The organism is Mesorhizobium cantuariense, assembly GCF_042647205.1.
Lineage (GTDB): Bacteria > Pseudomonadota > Alphaproteobacteria > Rhizobiales > Rhizobiaceae > Mesorhizobium > Mesorhizobium cantuariense.
Genome location: NZ_JBHRVD010000001.1, coordinates 2,426,158 through 2,447,656, shown reverse-complemented (window position 1 = coordinate 2,447,656; position 21,499 = coordinate 2,426,158). Strand labels below are relative to the sequence as shown.

The 21,499-nt window shown below is 62.9% G+C and carries 24 protein-coding genes; 13 read left to right on the top strand and 11 right to left on the bottom strand.

Translation table 11 applies throughout. The features are described 5' to 3' along the window. Window positions 1–87 precede the first annotated feature (87 nt). The 3 genes from ACFOJ9_RS11345 to rsmA are packed head-to-tail and all read left to right on the top strand — an operon-like array spanning window position 88 to window position 2,897. Window positions 88–1,023, top strand: a complete 936-nt coding sequence (locus tag ACFOJ9_RS11345) for a SurA N-terminal domain-containing protein (RefSeq protein WP_378978954.1) — start codon at window positions 88–90, stop codon at window positions 1,021–1,023. A 13-nt stretch (window positions 1,024–1,036) separates the two neighbouring features. Beyond that, the gene (gene pdxA / locus ACFOJ9_RS11340) at window positions 1,037–2,053 is read left to right on the top strand and encodes a 4-hydroxythreonine-4-phosphate dehydrogenase PdxA (protein ID WP_378978953.1); all 1,017 of its coding nucleotides are present in this window, start codon (window positions 1,037–1,039) and stop codon (window positions 2,051–2,053) included. A gap of 10 nt (window positions 2,054–2,063) precedes the next feature. Beyond that, window positions 2,064–2,897 (top strand): 16S rRNA (adenine(1518)-N(6)/adenine(1519)-N(6))-dimethyltransferase RsmA, encoded by an 834-nt coding sequence (rsmA, locus tag ACFOJ9_RS11335; RefSeq protein WP_378978952.1) that lies wholly within the window; start codon window positions 2,064–2,066, stop codon window positions 2,895–2,897. 13 nt (window positions 2,898–2,910) lie between these two features. Here rsmA and ACFOJ9_RS11330 read toward each other — a convergent pair whose 3' ends face one another. Beyond that, window positions 2,911–3,600 (bottom strand): TetR/AcrR family transcriptional regulator, encoded by a 690-nt coding sequence (locus tag ACFOJ9_RS11330; protein WP_378978951.1) that lies wholly within the window; start codon window positions 3,598–3,600, stop codon window positions 2,911–2,913. A gap of 19 nt (window positions 3,601–3,619) precedes the next feature. Between ACFOJ9_RS11330 and ACFOJ9_RS11325 the strand changes: the two genes are divergently transcribed. After that, window positions 3,620–4,201: a cupin domain-containing protein gene (locus tag ACFOJ9_RS11325; RefSeq protein ID WP_378978950.1), complete on the top strand. Its 582-nt coding sequence runs from the start codon at window positions 3,620–3,622 to the stop codon at window positions 4,199–4,201. A gap of 229 nt (window positions 4,202–4,430) precedes the next feature. On the opposite strand, the gene gmk is transcribed toward ACFOJ9_RS11325, so the two are convergent. From gmk to mltG, 3 genes are all read right to left on the bottom strand, one after another. Next, window positions 4,431–5,087, bottom strand: coding sequence for a guanylate kinase (gene gmk / locus ACFOJ9_RS11320; RefSeq protein WP_378978949.1), 657 nt, complete (start codon window positions 5,085–5,087; stop codon window positions 4,431–4,433). A gap of 3 nt (window positions 5,088–5,090) precedes the next feature. Next, window positions 5,091–5,981, bottom strand: a complete 891-nt coding sequence (locus ACFOJ9_RS11315) for a YicC/YloC family endoribonuclease (protein ID WP_378978948.1) — start codon at window positions 5,979–5,981, stop codon at window positions 5,091–5,093. Window positions 5,982–6,141: 160 nt separating this feature from the next. Beyond that, on the bottom strand, window positions 6,142–7,275 hold the full coding sequence (gene mltG, locus ACFOJ9_RS11310) for an endolytic transglycosylase MltG (RefSeq protein ID WP_378978947.1): 1,134 nt from the start codon (window positions 7,273–7,275) through the stop codon (window positions 6,142–6,144). Between mltG and ACFOJ9_RS11305 the strand changes: the two genes are divergently transcribed. Further along, window positions 7,274–7,537, top strand: a complete 264-nt coding sequence (locus tag ACFOJ9_RS11305) for a hypothetical protein (RefSeq protein ID WP_378978946.1) — start codon at window positions 7,274–7,276, stop codon at window positions 7,535–7,537. The two genes, mltG and ACFOJ9_RS11305, sit on opposite strands and share 2 nt — an antisense overlap. On the opposite strand, the gene fabF is transcribed toward ACFOJ9_RS11305, so the two are convergent. From fabF to fabD, 6 genes are all read right to left on the bottom strand, one after another. Next, window positions 7,525–8,787, bottom strand: coding sequence for a beta-ketoacyl-ACP synthase II (fabF, locus tag ACFOJ9_RS11300; RefSeq protein ID WP_378978945.1), 1,263 nt, complete (start codon window positions 8,785–8,787; stop codon window positions 7,525–7,527). The genes ACFOJ9_RS11305 and fabF overlap by 13 nt on opposite strands. A gap of 34 nt (window positions 8,788–8,821) precedes the next feature. Continuing rightward, a complete protein-coding gene (locus tag ACFOJ9_RS11295) occupies window positions 8,822–9,058 on the bottom strand; it encodes an acyl carrier protein (protein ID WP_006203723.1) in 237 nt (78 codons plus the stop codon). 332 nt (window positions 9,059–9,390) lie between these two features. Then, a complete protein-coding gene (fabG, locus tag ACFOJ9_RS11290; protein ID WP_378978944.1) occupies window positions 9,391–10,128 on the bottom strand; it encodes a 3-oxoacyl-[acyl-carrier-protein] reductase in 738 nt (245 codons plus the stop codon). A gap of 40 nt (window positions 10,129–10,168) precedes the next feature. Next, entirely contained in the window at window positions 10,169–10,435 is a 267-nt protein-coding gene (locus ACFOJ9_RS11285) for a type II toxin-antitoxin system RelE family toxin (protein ID WP_378978943.1), read from the bottom strand. Next, on the bottom strand, window positions 10,419–10,640 hold the full coding sequence (gene relB, locus ACFOJ9_RS11280; protein WP_378978942.1) for a type II toxin-antitoxin system RelB family antitoxin: 222 nt from the start codon (window positions 10,638–10,640) through the stop codon (window positions 10,419–10,421). The genes ACFOJ9_RS11285 and relB overlap by 17 nt, the downstream gene beginning before the upstream one ends. Before the next feature lie 72 nt (window positions 10,641–10,712). Beyond that, window positions 10,713–11,666: an ACP S-malonyltransferase gene (gene fabD, locus ACFOJ9_RS11275; RefSeq protein WP_378978941.1), complete on the bottom strand. Its 954-nt coding sequence runs from the start codon at window positions 11,664–11,666 to the stop codon at window positions 10,713–10,715. A 252-nt stretch (window positions 11,667–11,918) separates the two neighbouring features. On the opposite strand from fabD, the gene ACFOJ9_RS11270 reads away from it, so the two are divergent. Next, window positions 11,919–13,871, top strand: coding sequence for an LTA synthase family protein (locus tag ACFOJ9_RS11270; RefSeq protein ID WP_378978940.1), 1,953 nt, complete (start codon window positions 11,919–11,921; stop codon window positions 13,869–13,871). A gap of 47 nt (window positions 13,872–13,918) precedes the next feature. Here ACFOJ9_RS11270 and ACFOJ9_RS11265 read toward each other — a convergent pair whose 3' ends face one another. Then, on the bottom strand, window positions 13,919–15,574 hold the full coding sequence (locus tag ACFOJ9_RS11265; RefSeq protein WP_378978939.1) for a pilus assembly protein TadG-related protein: 1,656 nt from the start codon (window positions 15,572–15,574) through the stop codon (window positions 13,919–13,921). Between the two features lie 464 nt (window positions 15,575–16,038). On the opposite strand from ACFOJ9_RS11265, the gene rpsF reads away from it, so the two are divergent. From rpsF to ACFOJ9_RS11230, 7 genes are all read left to right on the top strand, one after another. Beyond that, on the top strand, window positions 16,039–16,539 hold the full coding sequence (gene rpsF, locus ACFOJ9_RS11260; RefSeq protein ID WP_013532520.1) for a 30S ribosomal protein S6: 501 nt from the start codon (window positions 16,039–16,041) through the stop codon (window positions 16,537–16,539). After that, window positions 16,539–16,787: a 30S ribosomal protein S18 gene (rpsR, locus tag ACFOJ9_RS11255; RefSeq protein ID WP_006203718.1), complete on the top strand. Its 249-nt coding sequence runs from the start codon at window positions 16,539–16,541 to the stop codon at window positions 16,785–16,787. The genes rpsF and rpsR overlap by 1 nt, the downstream gene beginning before the upstream one ends. Window positions 16,788–17,061: 274 nt before the next feature. Further along, window positions 17,062–17,646: a 50S ribosomal protein L9 gene (gene rplI, locus ACFOJ9_RS11250; RefSeq protein WP_378978938.1), complete on the top strand. Its 585-nt coding sequence runs from the start codon at window positions 17,062–17,064 to the stop codon at window positions 17,644–17,646. A gap of 313 nt (window positions 17,647–17,959) precedes the next feature. After that, the gene (locus ACFOJ9_RS11245; RefSeq protein ID WP_378978937.1) at window positions 17,960–19,264 is read left to right on the top strand and encodes a class I SAM-dependent methyltransferase; all 1,305 of its coding nucleotides are present in this window, start codon (window positions 17,960–17,962) and stop codon (window positions 19,262–19,264) included. 68 nt (window positions 19,265–19,332) lie between these two features. Further along, entirely contained in the window at window positions 19,333–19,656 is a 324-nt protein-coding gene (locus ACFOJ9_RS11240; RefSeq protein ID WP_378978936.1) for a YnfA family protein, read from the top strand. A gap of 1 nt (window position 19,657) precedes the next feature. Next, complete coding sequence (locus ACFOJ9_RS11235) at window positions 19,658–20,629, top strand: small ribosomal subunit Rsm22 family protein (protein ID WP_378978935.1); 972 nt, start codon at window positions 19,658–19,660, stop codon at window positions 20,627–20,629. A gap of 141 nt (window positions 20,630–20,770) precedes the next feature. Continuing rightward, window positions 20,771–21,484, top strand: coding sequence for a DUF1428 domain-containing protein (locus ACFOJ9_RS11230; protein ID WP_378978934.1), 714 nt, complete (start codon window positions 20,771–20,773; stop codon window positions 21,482–21,484). Window positions 21,485–21,499 lie beyond the last annotated feature (15 nt).

Genomic DNA, 21,499 nt, shown 5'->3' with positions numbered 1-21,499 from the left:
CGGCGACATCGTTTCGCCGCATAGGGCTGGCACGGATTTCGCGCACCTGAAAAGATAAAAATTGGGCGGAGCCGGGATAGAATTGGGATGCCAACGATGAGGAAATACCTCTTTTCAGCAGGTTTTGCGCTGCTTGTGGCGGCGACGTGCGTGTCGATCACCGTGATGACGCCACCGGCTTTCGCCAGCGAGATCAAATACGTCGTCAACGACATTCCAGTCACCACCGGCGACATCGCCCATCGCGCCGCTTTCTTGAAGCTGCAGCGCAAGAAGGGTGATGCCGGCCAGGAAATGATCGACCAGACGTTGCGCATGGCCGAGGCCAAGCGGCTTGGTATCCGCATCAGCGACGCGCAGGTCGAGGCGGCGTATCAGCGCTTTGCGTCGAGCAACAAGATGCAGCTCAGCCAGCTCGATGGCGTCATGGAGAAGTCTGGCGTCAGCAAGGCTCACTTCAAGGAATTCATCCGCGCCCAGATGGCCTGGAACCAGGCCTTGAGCGCGCGCTACCGTTCCGGCGACGGCACCGGTGTCGTCAGCGAACAGGATCTTGTCAGGAAGATGCTCGAAAAGGGCGGCTCCAAGCCGAGCGCCACCGAGTACATGCTGCAGCAGGTCATCTTCGTGGTGCCAGCCGCCGAACGCAGCGCAACGCTGGGCAAGCGCAAGCGTGAGGCTGACGCCATGCGTGCCCGCTTCGCCGGCTGCAACACGACGCGCGAATTCGCCAAGGGCCTGATCGACGTCACCGTTCGCGATCTGGGCCGGGTGCTGGCGCCGCAACTGCCGCCGGACTGGGCCGAGCAGATCAAGGCTACCAAGGTCGGCGGCGCCACCGTCACGCGCGAGACCGAACGCGGTGTCGAATTCATCGGCATCTGCTCGTCGCGCGAAGTGTCCGACGACAAGGTCGCCCAGATGGTGTTCCAGAACGAAGGCTCCGGCGACAAGAACGCCGACGAGCTCAGCAAGAAATACGTCGATGAGCTGAAGGCGAAAGCCCGCATCGTCAAGCGCTGACGTGGACAGCAAAGTGATTGCGCTCGCGTTGAGCGCCGGCGATCCATCCGGCATCGGGCCGGAGATCGCCATCGCCGCCTTCATGGCGCGCGAGGCTGCCGCTTTGCCTCCCTTCTATCTGCTCGCCGACCCGGCGCTGATCATCTCCCGGGCGCGTCTCCTCGGCATTTCGCTGCCGGTCGTCGAAACGACACCGGCACAAGCGGCGCAAGTCTTTGCCCACGCCTTGCCGATCGTTCCGCTGGCCGCCAGCTGCATCGACAGCCCCGGCCGACCGGACCCGGCCAATGCGGCCGCCACCATCGAGGCCATCGACCGCGCCGTCGCCGCCTGCCTTGCCGGCGATGCTTCGGCTGTCGTCACCTGCCCCATCGCCAAGAAGCCGCTCTACGATGCCGGCTTTCGCTTTCCCGGCCACACCGAATATCTGGCCCATCTGGCGGCTCGGCACAGCGGCGTCGAGGCGATGCCGGTGATGATGCTGGCAGGCCCCGACCTGCGCACCGTTCCCGTCACCATCCATATCGCACTGGCGGAGGTGCCGAAGGCACTGACCACCGAACTGATCGTCGCCACCGCGCGCATCACCGCCGCTGATCTCACCGGCCGCTTCGGCATCGACAGGCCACGGCTCGCCATTGCCGGGCTCAATCCACATGCGGGCGAAGGCGGCGCCATGGGCCTCGAGGACGAGCGGATCGTGCGCCCGGCGGTGGACATCCTGCGTGCCGAAGGCATCGATGCTTTCGGCCCGCTGCCGGCCGACACGTTGTTCCATGCCCGGGCGCGGGCCGGCTACGACGTGGCCCTTTGCATGTATCATGACCAAGCGCTGATCCCGGCCAAGGCGCTGGCTTTCGACGAGGCGGTCAATGTCACGCTCGGCCTGCCCTTCATCCGCACCTCGCCCGACCACGGCACCGCCTTCGACATCGCCGGCAAGGGCGTGGCGCGGCCCGACAGCTTGATGGCGGCATTGAAGCTTGCCCGGCGGCTGGCCGACACAGACACGAGGCCGGTTGCCGCATGAGACCGCAGGCATGAGCATCGACGGGCTGCCGCCGCTGCGCGAGGTGATCGAGCGTCATGGGCTGCAGGCAAAGAAGGCGCTCGGCCAGAATTTTCTGCTCGACCTCAACCTCACCGGCAAGATCGCCCGCACCGCTGGCGACTTGTCGAATGCGACCGTGATCGAGGTCGGTCCCGGCCCCGGCGGGCTGACCCGCGCCTTGCTCGCCAACGGAGCGCGTCACGTCATTGCCATCGAGCGTGACGAACGCTGCCTGGCTGCCCTTGCCGAAGTCTCCGATCACTATCCCGGCCGGCTGGAAATTGTGTCAGGCGATGCGCTGAAGACGGATTTCACAGCCCTTGCCAGTCGAGCGGCCGGGGGCTCGGTAAAGATCGTGGCCAACCTGCCCTACAACATCGGCACGGAGCTGCTGGTGCGCTGGTTGACGGTCGGCGATTGGCCACCCTTCTACACCTCGATGACTTTGATGTTCCAGCGCGAGGTGGCCGAGCGCATCGTCGCGCCCGCCGGCAGCGACAGCTACGGCCGGCTGGGGGTTCTTGCCGGCTGGCGGACGGAGGCGAGGATCGCCTTCGATGTGCCGCCACAGGCATTCACGCCGCCGCCAAAGGTCACCTCCTCGGTGGTACATCTGGTGCCGCGCCTGACGCCCCTGCCCGCCGAGGTGAAAAAACTCGGCCGCGTCACCGAAGCCGCCTTCGGCCAACGTCGCAAGATGCTGAGGCAGAGCGTCAAAAGCCTGGGCGGCGAAGCCCTGCTGACCCGCGCCGGCATCGATCCGACAAGGCGCGCGGAAACCTTGAGCGTCGAGGAGTTCGTGCGGCTGACCAACGCAGTGTGATGCCCCAGCCGTGTCAGGCAGGGCTGCCACGCCCCGACCTCACCGCGTGGACGAGGCTGAGCATAGTCTCTATCGATTCCTCTTCTGACAGCTCCTGAGTCTCGACGAGCGATTGCCACGTCGTGAAGTCCAACGCGTGACCGATCGCGGCGACAAGGAGCCGGTCGGTTTTGACATCCGCTCCAGGCCAGGCCTCCGCAAGGATGGCAATCCCCTTGGCCAGGACTTCCCGACGGCGGACGAGTGCCGCGGCCACCACGGGCACCTCGGCGTCACGATAGAGATTGGCGAGAAGCTGCCGCTTGCGGCTGTAGTAACCGTAGAGCTGGAGCAACGCCGTCTGCAGCCGGGGCTCCGGTTCGGCGACTGAGCGCCAGGCCTCCGGGTTGGGAGGCGGGTCCTCGGCGAAGGAGTAAGCTGTGCAGGCCGAGAAGATTGCATCCTGGTCGGGAAAGTGCCTGTAGACCGTCAGCCGCTGCACGCCCGCCTTCTCGGCGATGGCGCTGACAGTCGTTCGCGCCGGGCCGATCGAACTGTGCAGGTCGAAAGCCGCGCGAGCGAGGACGAGATGGGTCTCGGCCTGCCTCGCGGCGCGGCGCTGCAATCGATAGGGGCGTTTTTTCTCTTTCAATGAACTCATGTGATCACCGATATTGACATGGGTCTCGACATCATCTAGAAATGAATGAACGTCTGTGTACACTCATTTCCGGGAGGATGAAATGGTACGCGCATTGTCCAGTTCGACTGTTGGAGCCACCAACGTTGGCGAGGTGAATGTCGCCACCATCCTGCCGCCTTCGACGCCAGCCCCGTATTCCGCTCCGGTGGTCATTCCACCCGGGGCCGGCGTCCGCGCCAACCTCGGCGGTTTCGGCATCAACTGGAAGATAGATGGCGTCCATACGGACCGGCGCTTCTCCGTCATCCAGCATCCATTGGCACCGCGCGCACTGGCGGCGCCGTTGCACCGTCACCACCTCGAGGATGAGTATTCCTTCGTGCTGACCGGAACACTCGGCGCGTTGCTCGGCGACGACGTCGTTATCGCCGAACCGGGCACATGGGTGTTCAAACCGCGCGGCCAGTGGCACACCTATTGGAACGCGGGCGACGTGCCATGCGAAATCATCGAGGTGTATTCGCCGGCCGGTTTCGAGGATTACTTCCGCGAATTGGCTCCGATCTGGCCGGACAGTACGAAATCCGCCGAGCTGCTGCGGAAATACCAGCTGGACCTGGACTTCGACAGCGTCCCTGGCCTCTGCGCACGTTTTGGCCTGACCTCCGCCCGTCCTAACTAGGTCGTGAACCCATAAACCGGAAACGGTCTAGATGGGTGGTTTGCGGTCGTTGGATTGGCTGGATCGGCCTCCGTAGGTCGGGCAGAGCTTCACCCCAAGGTCGGGGAATAAGGCGCGAGGTTTCGATCTTGATGTCCACGCGCCTGTGGCTCCGCGCTTATGAGTTTACGGCCCAGAGTATCGACGCCAAAGGCCGCTTGTCGCGTCCTGCAATCCCCGGACGAATGCTTCAATCCGTCTTCTCATCCAACAGTCCCGAGACGAAATCGAACAGGCCGGGCCGGCGATCGCGTCTTAACCGCTCGGCGACGACGATGCCGCGCACTTCGGCGAAGGCACGGTCGAGGTCGTCATTGATGATGACGAAATCATATTCCTTCCAGTGCTCGATCTCGTTGCGGGCGTTTTTCAGCCGCGTCTCGATCACCGCCTCCTGGTCTTCGGCGCGGCGCTTCAGCCGCGCCTTCAATTCCTTCATCGACGGCGGCAGGATGAAGATCGAGACGATGTCGGCGCGCATCTTCTCCTTGAGCTGCTGGGCGCCTTGCCAGTCGATGTCGAACAGCATGTCGCGCCCTTGAGCCAACGCCAGTTCGGCCGGTTCGCGCGGTGTCGCGTAGCAATTGCCGTGCACCTCGGCCCATTCGAGCAGCGAGTCGGAATCGCGCAGCCGCTCGAACTCGCGCATCGTCCGAAAATGGTAGTGGACGCCCTCGATCTCGCTGCCACGGCGCGGTCTGGTGGTGACCGAGACCGACAGTTCGAGGCTGGAATCGCTTTCCAGAAGATTGCGCGCGATCGTCGACTTGCCGGCGCCGGATGGCGACGACAGGACGAGCATCAGGCCCCGGCGGCGAATGCGGGACCCCAAATCCTTGGCAACCATCGGCTACTCCAGATTCTGGATCTGTTCACGAAACTGGTCGACCACCGCCTTCAGCTCCAGCCCGATCGCGGTGATGGCGGCGGCATTCGACTTCGAACACAGCGTATTCGATTCGCGGTTAAATTCCTGTGCCAGAAAATCGAGCTTGCGGCCGACCGCGCCGCCGCCCTCGAGCAGTGCCCGACCGGATGCGACATGCGTTTTCAGCCGGTCGATCTCTTCGCGAATATCGGCCTTGGTGGCCAGGAATGCCGCCTCCATGTGCAGCCGGGTGGCGTCGAGATTGGCGGAAGCATCCATCAGAAGCCTGACCTGCTCGGCGATGCGTTCGCGGATCGCCACCGTCTCGCGTGACGGATCCGCCTCTGCCCGCAGCGTCAGCGCCTCGATTATGTCGATATGACCCGACAGCAGCATAGCCAGCGCGCCACCCTCGCTTTGTCGTGCCTGTTCGAGCCCTTTCAAGGCCACCTCGAGCGCGGCCATGATCGCGGCATCGAGCGCGGCCCTCGCCTCTTCGGTTTCGACAGTTTCGGGAATGTCGAGCACGCCGCGCAGCGAAAGCAATCCGTCTGATGTCGCGGGCGCAACGCCGAATTGCTCCTGCAGCCGCTTGGCGAGCCCGGCCAGGTCCTTCAGGAAAGCTTCGTTGACGACCGGCTGCGCCTGCGCTCCGGCGGCACGGCCGATGGTCAGCGTCGCTTGGAAATTGCCGCGCGCAAAACGCTTCTGGAGTATCTGCCTGACGGCTGGCTCCAGCCGCTCGAAGCCTTGCGGCAGTCGCAGCCGTACCTCGACGCTCTTGCCGTTGACGGATTTGACCTCCCAGGCGATCGAGGTGCCCTCATGCTCGGCGACGGCACGTGCAAAACCGGTCATGCTCTGCAAATTCATATTGCCCACACGTCCCTGGCGCATCACCCCGAAGCCGGCTTTCCGGAGAGGAGCAAGTGCGGCTTGAAAATGACTGCGCCCCCCAGGCGCGTCGAAATCGGACACGCGGCGCTCTTCCAAATCTCAGGCGTCGCCTGGTGGGCAACGCATTTCTTCTATTCTACTGGGCAGCGCCTGCATCGCCGCCGCTGTCGTCGCCACCGTCAGCCGGCCCACCCTCAACTGGCCCACTGTCAGCCGGCCCAGTGTCAGCCGGTTTGTCGGCATTGCTGTCGCTGGCGCCAGTGGTATTGCCGGCCTTGGCAGCCTTGGCGGCGTCATCGGCCTGCTTCTTCTGCAAGGCGCGATAGCGGGCGACATTCTCATTGTGCTCGTCCAGCGTCGCGGCAAAGACGTGCCCACCGGTGCCGTCGGCGACGAAATAGAGGTCGTCGGTCTTCGACGGATTGGCCACCGCCTCCAGCGCTGCGCGACCCGGATTGGCGATCGGCGTTGGTGGCAGGCCGCTGATCACATAGGTGTTGTAGGGCGTCTGCTTCTGGATGTCCGACTGGTAGATCGGCCGGTCCGCCGGCTTGCCCTTGCCGCCGAACAGACCGTAGATAATGGTTGGATCGGATTGCAGACGCATGCCCTTGGCGAGTCGGTTCAGGAAGACGGCGGCGACCCGTGAACGCTCGTCACCCTTACCCGTTTCCTTCTCGACGATCGAGGCCAGCGTGACGAACTCTTCGACGTCGGCCAGCGGCAGGTCCGGCGCACGCCGCTGCCAGACATCCTCGACCAGCTTCCTCTGATCCGCCAGCAGCTTGTCGACCATCTGCTGGCGCGTCGCGCCACGCGTGAAACGCAGTGTGTCGGTGGCGAGGCTACCCTCTGGAGGCGTGGTCGTCGGCATGTCGCCGCTCAACGCAGGCTCCTCGGCGATGCGCTGCAGCGCCTGCTCGACCGTCAGCCCTTCGGGAACGGTCAGCGAATACATCACCGACTTGCCGCTCTTCAAAAGCTCCATGATGTCGCGCATGGAAGCCCTGGGCTTGATCTCGTACTCGCCGGCCTTCAGCGCCGAATCATTGCCGAAGGCGCGAACGCCAAGGCGGAACACCCGGGCATCGCTGATCAGTCCGCGGCGTTCGAGCTGGTCGGCAATGTCCTGGACGCCGGTGTTCGGCTTGACCAGGAAGGTGTCGCCATTGGCCGAGGGGCCGGCTTCGGTGAATTCCTGCTTGCCGAAATAGACCGCGACGCCGGCCGCCAGAACCATCAGCATCACCGAGGAGATGACGAAGTTCATGAACACGACGACCTGGCTGCGTGACGCACGCGAGCGCTTCGGCGGCGGCGTGCCGGCCTCCGGCCGCAACGCCTCGCTGGCCGTTTTCGGCACGATCGGACCCGGCCGTTGCCCGAATTCTCCGTTGCCTGCCGGATTTGTGTTCATTTCGCCCTACCGTTTGATCGCCCAACGAATCCCCAGCGGCAGAGTAGGCGCGAATATGGCAAAATTGACGGCACGCCAAAGCGTCGCCCGGCAGCCGGACGATCAGCCATTGTAGCGCTGGAAGACCAGCGACGCGTTGGTACCGCCAAAGCCGAAGGAATTGGACAGCGCCACGTCGATCTGGCGGGCACGCGGCTTGTTCGGTACCAGGTCGATCGCGGTTTCGCGCTCCGGGTTGTCGAGGTTGATGGTCGCCGGCGCGACATTGTCTCTGATAGCAAGGATCGAAAAGATCGCTTCGGCAGCACCCGCCGCCCCCAGCAGATGGCCGATCGACGACTTGGTCGACGACATCGAAATCTTCGACGCGGCATTGCCGACAAGCCGCTCGACGGCGCCGAGCTCAATCGTGTCGGCCATGGTCGAGGTGCCGTGGGCGTTGATGTAGTCAACATCGGCAGGCGTCAGCTTGGCCCGATTCAGTGCCGCCGTCATGCAACGGAAGGCACCGTCGCCATCCTCGGCGGGAGCTGTGATGTGATAGGCGTCGCCGGTGAGGCCGTAACCGGTCACCTCTGCGTAGATCTTGGCGCCGCGCGCCTTGGCGTGTTCGAGTTCTTCAAGCACGACGACACCGGCACCCTCGCCCATGACGAAGCCGTCGCGGTCGCGGTCATAGGGGCGCGACGCCGTTTGCGGCGCATCGTTGCGATCGGTCGACAGCGCCCGGCATGCGGCGAAGCCGGCGATCGACAGCCGCGTCACCGGCGCTTCGGCGCCACCGGCGACCATCACGTCGGCATCGCCCCATATGATCAAACGGGCAGCATCGCCAATGGCGTGCGCGCCGGTCGAACAGGCCGTGACGACGGCATGGTTCGGGCCTTTCAGCCCGTGCCGGATCGAAACCTGCCCGGAGACGAGATTGATGATCTGGCCCGGGATGAAGAAAGGACTGATGCGGCGCGGGCCGCGTTCCTTGAGGATCAGCGCGTTCTCGGCGATGCCTTCAATACCGCCAATGCCGGAGCCGATCATGACGCCGGTGGCGCATTGCTCGGCATGCGTCTTTGGTTCCCAGCCGGAATCCTTCAGCGCCTCGTCGGCGGCGGCAATCCCGTACAGGATGAAGTCGCCGATCTTGCGCAATTCCTTCGGCTCGAGCACGGCCTCGGGATTGAAGGTGGCATTGCTGCCATCGCCACGCGGAATGACGTGGGCGATCTTGCAAGCAAGATCCTCCACCTCGAACTCGGTGATGCGCTTGGCAGCGCTGCGGCCGGTCAGAAGTTCCTTCCAGCTGTGCTCGAAGCCCATGCCGAACGGCGACAGCAACCCAAGGCCCGTGACGACGACACGTCTCATCGCAGGTCCTCCCCGGTGGTGACTGCGGAAAGCGTCAGGCCGAAGCCTTGTCGATGTACTTCACGGCATCGCCGACCGTCAGGATGGTCTCGGCCGCATCATCGGGAATCTCGACGCCGAATTCTTCTTCGAACGCCATGACGAGTTCGACCGTGTCGAGGCTGTCGGCGCCCAGATCATCGATGAAGCTCGCCTGCTCCGTCACTTTGTCGGCATCGACGCCAAGGTGCTCGATGACGATCTTCTTGACGCGCTCTGCGGTGTCACTCATTTGGGCATCCTCGTCTTTTGTTTGTCTGTCTTCGTTAGCGGGCAGAATGCCGCTAATCAAGCTGAAAGATGGTCCTGCCGGAAACGCAACGGCTACGGACCGGTTTTTGCCCGAACCGCCGGGTTGCGGGCCGCATTACACGAAAAATAGCTGAGGTCCAAGCCGAAATGGTCTCTTTTCACAACCCTCCGGACCTTGTTCAGAATTCGCCCTGCCGAGTTATATGGTGCGGTTTTCGAGAACCGGAGCGGAGCGTACTTTCAGTTCGCGTGCGCCGGAAGCGCAGATAACCGCGGCAGATAGCCGGCGGGTAGAATTATCAACAAGGTCCGTCAGATCATCGCCATGCCGCCATTCACATGGATGGTCTGGCCGGTGACATAGGCGGCTTCGTTGGAGGCGAGATAGGCAGCAGCGGATGCGACTTCAACGGTGGTACCCATGCGGCGTGTCGGGATCGCCGCCATGATCGCCTCTTTCTGCTTGTCGTTGAGCTTGTCGGTCATCGCCGATTCGATGAAGCCCGGAGCGACGCAGTTGACGGTGATGTTGCGGGTGGCGATCTCCTGTGCCAGCGACTTGGAAAAGCCGATCATGCCGGCCTTGGAGGCGCAGTAATTGGTCTGGCCGGGATTGCCGGTGACGCCGACCACCGAGGTGATGTTGATGATGCGGCCGTGGCGGCGGCGCATCATCGGATGGGTGAGTTCGCGGGTCAGCCTGAACACGGCGGTCAGGTTGACCTCGAGCACGGTGTCCCAGTCGGCATCCGACATGCGCACGAACAGCCCGTCCTTGGTGATGCCAGCATTGTTGACCAGGATGTCGACGCCTTCGAGATCGGCCTCCGCCTTCTGGCCGAGCGCCTTGACCTCGTCGCGGCTCGACAAATTGGCCGGGAACAGCTTGACCCGGTCGCCAAGCTCGGTGGCCAGCGCTTCCAGTTTCTCGACGCGGGTGCCGTGCAGGCCGACGATCGCGCCTTGCGCATGCAGCATCCGGGCGATTGCCTCGCCGATGCCCCCCGATGCGCCGGTGACGAGTGCCTTGCGGCCAGTCAATTCGAACATGTCTTAATCCTCTTCTCAAATCGGACAGCCCGCGAATTGGCTATCTGTAAACGTCGCCGCGATGGCCTATCGTCACCACCAGAATTACGAGCCGGCTGTCCTGCACATCACAGATAATTCGGTAATCCCCAACCCGATACCTCCAAAAGGTCGCAAGTGGACCCTTCAGCGACTTGCCAGCCTCCCGTGGATTGTCGAGAGCGGCGATACGGTTCTCGATGAAGTCGCGAATTCGATTGCGTGTCTGCGGATCCAGCTTTTCGACGAATTTGCGCGCCGAGCGGGCATATTCAAGCGTCCAGGCCACGCCAGAAGTCCTCGGGCTTCACGACATCCTCCTCACCGCTTCTGATCCGCTCCAGGACCTCGGCCGCGAGATAATAGTCCTCCATGTCCTCAAGACCGCGTTCGATAAGCTCACGCAGATAGTAAGCTTTGCTCCGGCCGGTCTTGGTCGCGAGGAAATCCAGGCGTTCTTCGATTTCGGGAGCAAGTCGGATCGAGGTCGGCATACCACTCTCCTTGTGAATACATGTATTCATGTATCGTGATGATGTCGGGATTTCAAGCCCGGTGCGCGTAGGTCAACCCAACGCCGCCAATGCCGCCTCAACCTCAGCCGCGGAGCCGACCGACGCGGTAGCGATGTCGCGGTTGATACGCCGTGCCAATCCCGAAAGCACCTTGCCGGCGCCGATTTCGTAAAGCGTGGTGACGCCGTTTGCACCGAACCATTCCACCGTCTCGCGCCAGCGCACGCGGCCGATCACCTGCTCAACCAGACGCCGCGCAATCTCGTCCGGATCGCTCGAAGGCGCCACCGACACGTTGGAGACGACCGGGACGACCGGTGCGTTCTTTGTCACACCGGCGAGGGCTTCGCGCATGACGTTTGCTGCCGGCGCCATAAGCGCCGAATGGAAGGGCGCCGACACCTGCAGCATCAGGGCGCGCTTGGCGCCTTTTTCCGTGCAAAGCTTTGCCGCCAATTCGACCGCTGCTTTGGCGCCGGAAATGACCAACTGGCCGCCACCATTGTCGTTGGCGATCTGGCAGACCGAGCCTTTACCAACCTCTTGGGCAGCCTCGGCGCAGGCGGCTTCGACATCGGCCTGCTCCAGTCCGATGATCGCCGCCATCGCGCCCTCGCCAGCCGGCACCGCCGCCTGCATGGCATTGCCACGGATGCGCAGCAGCCGGGCGGCATCGGCGACCGAAATAAATCCGGCGGCCGCGAGCGCCGAATACTCGCCCAGCGAATGACCGGCGACATAGGCGACCTTGTCCTTCAGCGAGAAGCCGCGCGCTTCCAGCGCCCGGATCGCGGCCAGCGACACCGCCATCAGCGCCGGCTGCGCGTTGGCGGTCAGCGTCAACGTCTCTTCCGGACCTTCCCAGATCAGCTTCGACAGGTTTTCGCCCAGCGCGTCGTCGACCTCCTGGAAGATCCTGCGCGCCTCGGGAAAGGCGTCGGCGAGATCCTTGCCCATGCCGACTGCCTGGCTGCCTTGTCCAGGAAAGGTGAATGCAACGGCCATGCGAGGGCTCCCAAGGGCTGGTTTTGCTTGCCTGATAGACGAGTTTTTCTTGCCTGTGACGCAAGGCAGGCCGCCAAGTCAAGCCCGGTTCGACCTTACCCGGCGGCGACTGTGTCTGCCGAGTGCCTGTTCCGAAAGGCTTTTTGGCGATCACTCCTGATGAAAACCGCTCACGATTCGTTTGCTGGCTCTTCTTATTTTCGCTACAGGCGCTAGCTTTGCGTGACAATTCTATGACAATCGAGTGACGTGTTGTCGCTGGGTGGGGAAGTTAAAGTGGCAAAGAGTTACAAACGCGCCGGCAAGGCCGCGCCACAGTTCCTGGAAGACGACCCCTCCACCGGCTATCTGCCGGGCAGGAGATGGCCGGTCGTGCGCTATGGGCTGATCAGCCTAGCGATCGCTGCCGTTCTGGTGTTTGCCATCGAACTGATCGTGCGGGGCGACTTTGCCGGCACGGTCTCCTTCTTCCTGCAGCCGCTCAAGCCGGGCTGGACCACCATCGTGGTGTTTGCGCTGATCCTGATCGGCCTCGATGCGGTGCTCGGCCGCAGCCATCAGAGCCTGATGATCGTCGCGCCGCTGACGCTTTCCCTTGCCTTCGTCGGCCACCAGAAGTCGCACTATCTCGGCGATCCGCTCTATCCGACCGATTTCCTCTATGCCCGGCAGATCTTCGCGCTGCTGCCGCTCCTGGTGCGCGAGCGGCCTATGACCGCTCTGGCCATGGTCGTCGGTATCGTCGGGGGCCTGTCGCTGCTCGTCTATGGCTGGCGGCTGTGGCGCCGCAAGGTTCCCGCGCTCAGCCGCAAGGGCCGGCTTGCCCGGCTGACGCTGGCGGTGCCGCTGCTCGCCTTCTTCGTTTCGATCATGGACTATGCCACCTTCTCCTGGACCAGGGACCGGCTGCAGATCATCCCGATCATGTGGGACCAGAAGGAAAACTATGCCTCCAACGGCTTTGCGCTGGCATTTGCCCTGAACGTGCCGATGGCGCATGTCTCGGCGCCGCCCGGATATTCGGACAAGGCAATCGCTGCGATCGGCAGGCCGGATGTGACCGCCTCGGTGCCGGCCGAGAAGCCTGACATCATCATCGTCATGAGCGAATCCTTCTGGGATCCGACCAAGCTGCCAGGCGTCACCATCACGCCCGATCCGATCCCCAATGTGCGAGCGCTGCGCTCGGGCTCAATGTTCTCGCCGGAGTTCGGCGGCATGACCGCCAACATCGAGTTCGAGGCGCTGACCGGCTTTTCCAACGCGTTCCTGCCGGTCGGCAGCATCCCCTATCAGCAATATGTGCGCACGCCGACGCCTTCGCTGGCAACCTTCCTCAAGAGCCAGGGTTACCGGGCGCGCGCCATCCATCCCGGCACCAACTGGTTCTGGAACCGTGGCGCGGTCTACGCCGATTTCGGCTTCAACGACTTCAAGTCGGAAGAAACGCTGCCGCCCATGCAAAAGCGCGGGCCGCTGGCATCGGATGCGGCGATGACCGACGAGATCATCAGCGAGGCCGACGCCAGCGATGAGCCGGTGTTCTTCTTTGCGGTCAGCCTGCAAAACCACGGTCCCTACGAGCCGAACCGCTATTACAATCCGACGCACACGGTGCAGGCGCCGATCAGCCAGTGGGCGCGCGAATCTCTGCTTAGCTACGCCGAGGGCTCAGCCGATGCCGATCGTGGCCTTGAACGCCTCGTCGAATGGGCGAAGAAACGCTCCCGCCCCACCGTGATCGCCTTCTTCGGCGACCATCTGCCGCCGCTTGGGCCGGTCTATGTCGAAACCGGTTTCCTGAAGGACAATGTCGCGCCACGCAAGGAAGCGTCGCCCGAGGCTGCCCTCGAACACCACGAGACGCCGCTGGTCATCTGGTCGAACCGCACCGGACCGGCTGAAGACATGGGCGCCGTCAGCCCGGCCTTCCTGCCCTATCATATCCTGAAGACGGCCGGCATCAGCCATCCCTACTACACCGGATTTCTGGGCGAGATGAGCGAACGCTACCGCGTCGTCGACCGCAACCTGTTGCTGACGCCGGCGGGCGAGGCCACGCCCGATTGGGCGCGGCAGAAAGACATCGACCCGGCGATCCGCGATTTCCGTCTGTTGCAGTACGACATGATGTTCGGCAAACGCCACGCGGCGCCCGACTTCTTCCCCGAAACGGTCGACAAGGTTGTCGCCCATACGAGTTGAACAGACTGGTCTATCCGGATCCCGGTTCGACATCTCGGGTCGCGCGTTCAATTCGTCAATTGCAGCTTCGTGAACTTGTTGGCGATCTGCAGGAACACGTTGGGCAGTTTGGTCGGATCGTTGACGGCATAATAGTCGCTCGGATTCGAAGCGCAGGCGCTGTAAAGCGCGCGGTTGGCGGCGGTGTCGGACTGCAGCACCATGGTGTAGATTTGCACACCCTCGTCCTTTAACTGCGTACAAACGCTTTTGGTCCAGCCGTCGACATTGCGCGCCGCGGTCGTCTGGTTGTCCGATCCGAAACGGCCGCCGGCCAGGTAGCCATACGATGTGTAGTCGGACTTCGTCGGCTGGTTACTGGCGCCATAGACGACGTTTTCGCCATCGGTGAGCAACAGGACGATCTTGGTGATGCCGGGCGTCTTCCATGGCGCGCCGCCAGTGTAGGGCGCGCCTGGCGATAGTACACGCATGCCCCACGACAGGCCTTCGGAGACATTGGTGCCAGAGCCGTTCCACTCGGTCATCTCGCTGGCCGCCTTGCGCAGCTTGTCGAAATCGTCGGTCAGGGGAACGACGGGAGTCGGGCAGGACCGATTGGGGCCAACAGTGATGGGGGTGGCGGTCTCGGTGATCAGCTTGTTGGCGGGCGCGACATATTTGGCGATCTTTTCGAGGTCTGCCCCGAGCAGCAGGCTGACGACCGATTCAAGCAGCCCGCTCAGGTCAATGCCGAGAATATTGACGCCCGACTGGGCAAGCTTGGTCTTGTCGCTGATGTCGTCGAGATAGGAATTGTTGTAACCGGTGGCGGAGTTGCCGTAGGAGCCCGACGGCTTCGTGGCGTTCGCCGGATCGTCGGGCGCGAAGTATGGCACGAACAGCGTGTCGGGCCTGGTCGGATCGGGCGGCGTGTCCGAAATGTTGTAGGTGCCCGGCCGCGCTTCGACGCAGCCTTTCCATCCAGTGCCATTCCAGCCTGTCCGTTTGCCGACGGAAACATCCTGCTGAAGCTGTTTGAACAGCGCCATGTGGTTCGGCCGCTTGCCGTCGATGACAGGGAAATTGATGCCGTTGGTGGACGACTTGCCGTCCATATCGATCCAGGACGGGTCGAATTCGTCACCGTCGACATTGACGGCCGTAACGAATGGAACCAGCGAGGCGCGGATCTGGCGCGTCGGCGACTTTGTCGATTCGAGCGTGTCGAGCAATGATTTGGTCGCTGTCCTTAGCGCCGTCATGCGGGCGCCCGCCATCGAGCCGGTGTTGTCCAGCACCAGCACGACTTCGAGCTGGTTGTTCGATTCAACGGCGGAGGCATCGACCTCGATGTGCTTGTCCTTGCCGAACAGAAAGGCGAAGTTGAGATTGACGTCCGCCGAGGCAACCGCCTTTGTCTTGACGAAGTTGACGCCCTTGTCGACGGTCAACGTCGCCTTGGCATTGCTGAGTTCGCCATGGCCGACGAGGTTGGCTTGGAAATAACGGTCGAAGGCGTCATTGCGGGTGATCTCGAGATCGCCAAGATGTGAAGAGGCAAGGTTTGCCGCGTCGAGGGCATTCTGCAGATTTGTCTTTGCCCGCATGAGGGTGGAGACATCGGTTGCGAAAGCGACGGCCGTCAGGATGGCCGGCAAGGCCAGTCCCAGCACGAGTGCGAAATTGCCGCTCGTCGAGCGCCAGAATTTGTTGAGAAGCATCCTTACCCCCAGAAATGCTTTGGCGCGTTATGTGCGCGGATTATCCTGGCTTCTGCGCCTCCCATGATGAATCGACCGTTGACGGAGGGGCCTCAACCCCACACAACCTGACATTGTAGTTAAGGCCTGGTTTCGGGAAACCCCAAAGCATGGCCGTTGTTGCCGCTTGATTTTTCCGCCGCCCGCGACACAGAGAACGTCGTCTGCGCTTGCTTTGCAGTCGGATTGCTGTATAGACGCCCGCAATCTGCCGGTCCCAGCTGGGGGCTGAACGGAGGGCCGGAGGTTTTTTCGAAAACTTTCGTGTGAAGCCAGAAGTGCTTCCGCCTCCCGTGTCTCCGCTCTCGACCGTCTCGTCATGCTCCTTTCTTCCCCGTGCCCTTCGAGGTTTGCGGGTCAGAGAAGTTGCAGAGGCTTTTGCCGCCGGGAACCGGGAGAGAAACGAAGAAAGGCACTGAACCATAATGGCTCTTTACGAACATGTGTTTCTTGCCCGGCAGGACCTCTCGCAGCAGCAGGTCGATGCGCTTGTCGAACAGTACAAGGGTGTCATCTCCGCGAATGGCGGGTCCGTCGGCCGGGTCGAGAACTGGGGACTGAAGTCCCTCACCTACCGGGTCAACAAGAACCGGAAGGCTTACTACACGCTGATGGATCTGAACTGCCCGGCGGCCGCGCTCAACGAGATGGAGCGCCAGATGGGCCTGTCCGAAGACGTGCTGCGTTTCCTGACTATCAAGGTCGAGGCGCATGAGGAAGGCCCGTCGGCCATGATGCAGAAGCGCGAAGAGCGCTCGGAACGCGGCGGCTTCGGCGACCGCGACCGTGGCGATCGTGGTCCGCGCTCGTTCGGCGACCGTGATCGTGGCGACCGTGGCGATCGTCCGCCGCGCTCGTTCGGCGACGCCGGTGCCGATCGTGGTCCGCGCCGTCCGCGCGAAGGCTTTGAAGGGGGTGCAGAATAATGGTCGACATCAATCAGATCCCGACCCGGCGCCCGTTCCATCGCCGCCGCAAGACCTGCCCGTTCTCCGGTGCCAACGCGCCCAAGATCGACTACAAGGACGTGCGTCTCCTGCAGCGCTACATTTCAGAGCGCGGCAAGATCGTGCCGTCGCGCATCACCGCCGTCAGCCAGAAGAAGCAGCGCGAACTCGCCAAGGCGATCAAGCGCGCCCGCTTCCTCGGCCTGCTGCCCTACGTGGTTCGCTAAGGCCTTTTGATTTGACCATGATCTTTTCCGAAAACCGGTATCCACTTTTCGAGATCATGGTCTAGCGGGCGGTTCGCCGCCCGCTCATCTCCCACGGCGACGGGCGCCGCAGGGTTGAACATCAAATCCCGGGTTGAGGTCAAAAACCTCTAACTGCCGCGACAGGCAGGACAGCGACACCAGCGCCCCAGGCGCTCAAGCTTCCTGACCTGTTCCAGAGACATTCGGCGTCGATCTCATCCAATGATTGGCGCGCAACCGAAGGAACAAAACCATGGAAGTCATTCTTCTCGAACGCGTTTCCCGCCTCGGCCAGATGGGCGATACCGTCAAGGTCAAGGACGGCTTTGCCCGTAACTTCCTGCTGCCGCAGGGCAAGGCGCTGCGCGCCAACGAAGCCAACAAGAAGAAGTTCGAAGGCCAGCGCGCCCAGCTTGAAGCCCGCAACCTCGAGCGCAAGTCGGAAGCCAGCCAGGTCGCCGAAAAGCTCGACGGCAAGAGCTTCATCGCCGTTCGCTCCGCCGGTGAAACCGGGCAGCTCTACGGTTCCGTTTCGACCCGCGACATCGCCGATCTGCTGACGGCGGAAGGTTTTTCGATCAACCGCAACCAGATCCTGCTCAACCAGCCGATCAAGACCATCGGCGTCACTAATGTGGCGATCGCGCTGCATCCGGAAGTCGAGGTCACCGTCACGCTCAATATCGCCCGCACGGCCGACGAAGCCGAACGTCAGGCCAAGGGCGAGACGCTGACCACTGCCGAAGCCATCTATGGCGACGACATCAACGACAATGCCCGGCCGGAAAACTTCTTCGACCCGAACACCGAGTTCGAGGGCGGCGAAGACAACGCCTGATCATACGCCGCAAGGCGATTGGAGCTACGCTTCGATCACGATTAGAGCTGTGCTCTGATCTCGATTGGAGCTGTGCTCCGATCACTTTGCCGGCATCCAGCCATACTGGACCAATGCCCGGGCCTCTCGCCCGGGCTTTTTTATGCCAAATGGAACTTTTCGAACCCCTATATATTGTTGCAGACTACAGCGTCGCGCGGCCTTCGGCCGCGCAAATGACGCTGTGGAGCTTTGGTTCGGCCGATGAAAATCGATTCCGATTTTCGGGTCACGCGCCAAGACAGCCTGTCTGGCCGAGAGGGGACATTTGGTCATGAATATTCTGTTGAAGCGCGTTCTCGACCGCCTGGTGCGCACCGGCAATCTCAAGGTGACCGGTCCCAAGGGCGCGACAGTGGTTTTCGGCGATGGCAGCGGCGAACCGGTGCACATGCACATCAAGACCGCGCATGCCGAGCGCGCCATCACCTTCGATCCGATGCTGGCGGTTCCGGAATCCTACATGGACGGCGAACTCGACATCCTCGAAGGTGGCGTGCTGGGCGTGATGCGCATCGCCTTCCAGAACATGGGCAGCGGCGGCATCGACGCCACCTGGTCGAAGGCCATCGAAGGGCTGCGCCACGCCTTCCGCCGCTTGCAGCAGATCAACACCGCCTCGCGCTCGCGCCGCAACGTGCAGCGCCACTACGACCTGTCGGGTGATCTCTACCGGCTCTTCCTCGACGAGGACATGCAATATTCCTGCGCCTATTTCGAGCAGCCGGATATGACGCTCGACGAAGCGCAGGCCGCCAAGAAGCGCCACATCGCCGCCAAGCTCCGGCTGAAGGCCGGCCAGACGGTGCTCGACATCGGCTCCGGCTGGGGCGGGCTCGGCCTCTATCTCGCCAAGGCGTTCGATGTCGACGTGCAGGGCGTGACATTGTCGACCGAGCAGCACGGGGTCGCCACCGACCGTGCGCACGCGCAAGGGCTGGAAAGCCGCGTGCATTTCGAGCTCAAGGACTACCGCGAACTCAACGAGCGTTTCGACCGCATCGTATCGGTCGGCATGTTCGAACATGTCGGCGTCAACCATTACCGCACCTTCTTCGACAAGAGCGCGACGCTGCTCAAGCCGGACGGCGTCATGCTGTTGCACACGATCGGCCGCTCCGGCGTGCCGTGGGCAACCAGCGCCTTCATCCGCAAATACATCTTCCCGGGCGGCTACATCCCCGCGCTCTCGGAAGTCATGCCGGCAATCGAGAAGTCGGGTCTGGTCGTCACCGACGTCGAGATTCTCAGGCTCCACTACGCCGACACGCTGAAGCACTGGGGCGAGCGCTTCGCCGCCAACCGTGACAAGGCCAAGGCGATCTATGACGAACGCTTCTGCCGCATGTGGGAATTCTACCTGGCCGCCTCGGAAGCCGCCTTCCGCTGGCAGGACCTGGTCATCTTCCAGATCCAGATCGCCAAGAAGAACGACACGCTGCCCATGTCGCGCGACTACATGGCCAAGTGCGAAAAGGCGCTTGAGATGCGCGATATGGGGCATCGTGAAACGGCTCCGGTCAAAAAGAGCCCTGCGGCCAGGCCAGCCCGCCGCCGCAAAGTTGCGGACCAGGAATAAGCATTGCCACTTGCCATTGCCGGCTCCTGCACTGAAAAAGGTCCCGTGATCGTCTCGGGACCTTTTTCATGACGTACGTGCTCTATGCCGCTGCCGCCCTGGCCGAGATTGCCGGTTGCTTTTCGTTCTGGGCCTGGTGGCGGCTGGAGAAGTCGCTGCTGTGGCTACTCCCCGGCCTCGCCTCGCTCGCCCTGTTCGGCTTCTTGCTGGCGCTGGTCGACACAAGCGCCGCCGGACGCGCCTACGCAGCCTATGGCGGCATCTACATCGTGGCGTCGCTTGGCTGGCTGTGGCTGGTGGAGGACGTGCGCCCCGACCGCTGGGATTTTGCCGGCGCCGCGCTCTGCATTGCCGGCGCTTCGGTGATCCTTCTCGTCCCGCGGGGCGCGTGAGATGGAGTTGCCAGCGTCCCTTCGCCAAGGTGTCGAGCGCGTGCTCGAAAACGTTCCGCTGGCGACGCTGAAGCAAGCGGCAAAAACGCTGTCCGACCGTTACCGTGCCGAGTTGCGCGACGGCCGTTTGCACATGGCCGAGGACCTGGCGGTGAAGGCCTATCTGGCGACGCGGCTGCCGGCGACCTATGCCGCGATCCGAGCTAGCCTCGACGCGCTGAGCGATGCCAAGCCCGCCTTCCAACCCAAGAGCCTGCTCGATGTCGGCGCCGGCCCTGGTACGGTGCTTTGGGCCACGACCGACCTGTGGCCCTATCTCGAACAGGCGGTGTTGTTCGAAGCCAGTGCGGCAGTACGCAAGGTCGGCGAGACACTTGCCGCCGGCGCGATTGCCGCCCAGACCAGATGGCTGGCGGGTGATGCCACCGTCGACCTCGCCGACCTCAAGTCGGCCGATCTGGTCACTTGCGCCTATGTGCTGGACGAAATTGCCCCGGCGTCTCTGCCGAAGCTCATCGACCGGCTCTGGCAACTCACTGGCGACACGCTGCTGATCGTCGAGCCGGGTACGCCGGCCGGCTGGCAGCGCATCCTTGCCGTGCGACGGCAGCTGATCGAGGCGGGCGCGCATGTGCTTGCGCCTTGCCCGCATCACGCGCCCTGCCCGCTCACCGCGCCCGACTGGTGCCATTTTTCCCGCCGCGTCGCCCGCTCGCGCCTGCACCGGCTGGCCAAGGACGCCGACGTGCCGTGGGAAGACGAGAAGTTCATCTATGTCGCAGCGTCCCGAGAACTGCCCACTTCGCACCAGGCACGGGTTCTTGCGCCGCCGAAATCCGGTTCCGGCAAGGTTCTGCTCAAGCTTTGCAGGGAAGACGGCACTGCCGCCGAGCGCTTGTTCACCAAGCGCGACGGCGCCGACTTCAAGCTCGCCCGGCGGCTGGACTGGGGCGACAGGCTGGCTTCCGAATAGGCCTCAGCGGCGGTTCGGACCGCACCGAAGAAAAATTTCGGAGCGATGTCGAATCCAGGCCGTGCCGTTCGACCATTGGCGTTCTCGGACCTTTCGAGACGCCAAGAGTGTCAAACGGCATCAGCCAACAGGAGAAACGCAATGAGCTATATCGCAGGATTTGTCGCCGCGGTACCCGCCGCCAACAAGGAAGCCTATCGCAGGCATGTCGCCAAGGCGGCAGCGGTGCTGAGGGAGTTCGGCACCACCCGCATGGTCGAAGGATGGGGCGACGACGTGCCCGGCGGCAACATCACCGACTTCAGAGGCGCCGTGAAGGCAAAGCCGGATGAAGTCATCACCTTTTCGTGGCACGAATATGCGGACAAGGCGGCGGCGGATAGCGCCTACCAGACGATGATGAGCGATCCCCGCATGGCGGATATCGGCGCGTCCATGCCCTTTGACGGCAAGCGCATGATCATCGGCGGCTTCACGCCGTTCATCGACCTGAACACGACCGGCAAAACCGGCTATATCGATGGCTCGCTGGTGCCGGTGCCGGCCGCCAACAAGCAAGCCTACCTTGCCGTAGCGACGAAGCAGGCTGCGGTGATCAAGGAACACGGCGCAACCCGCGTCGTCGAAGCGTGGGGCGACGATGTTCCCGACGGCGAGGTCACCGACTACCGTGGCGCCGTGAAAGCGACAGGCGACGAGGTTGTCGTCTACGCCTGGGTCGAATGGCCGTCGAAGCAGGTGCGCGACGAAGCCTGGAAGAAGGTGATTGCCGATCCGCGCATGTATGCCGACACCATGCCCTACGACAACCAGCGCCGGGTCCATGGCGGCTTCGCGCCGATCCTCGACGCCTGATCCCAAGAATCAAGA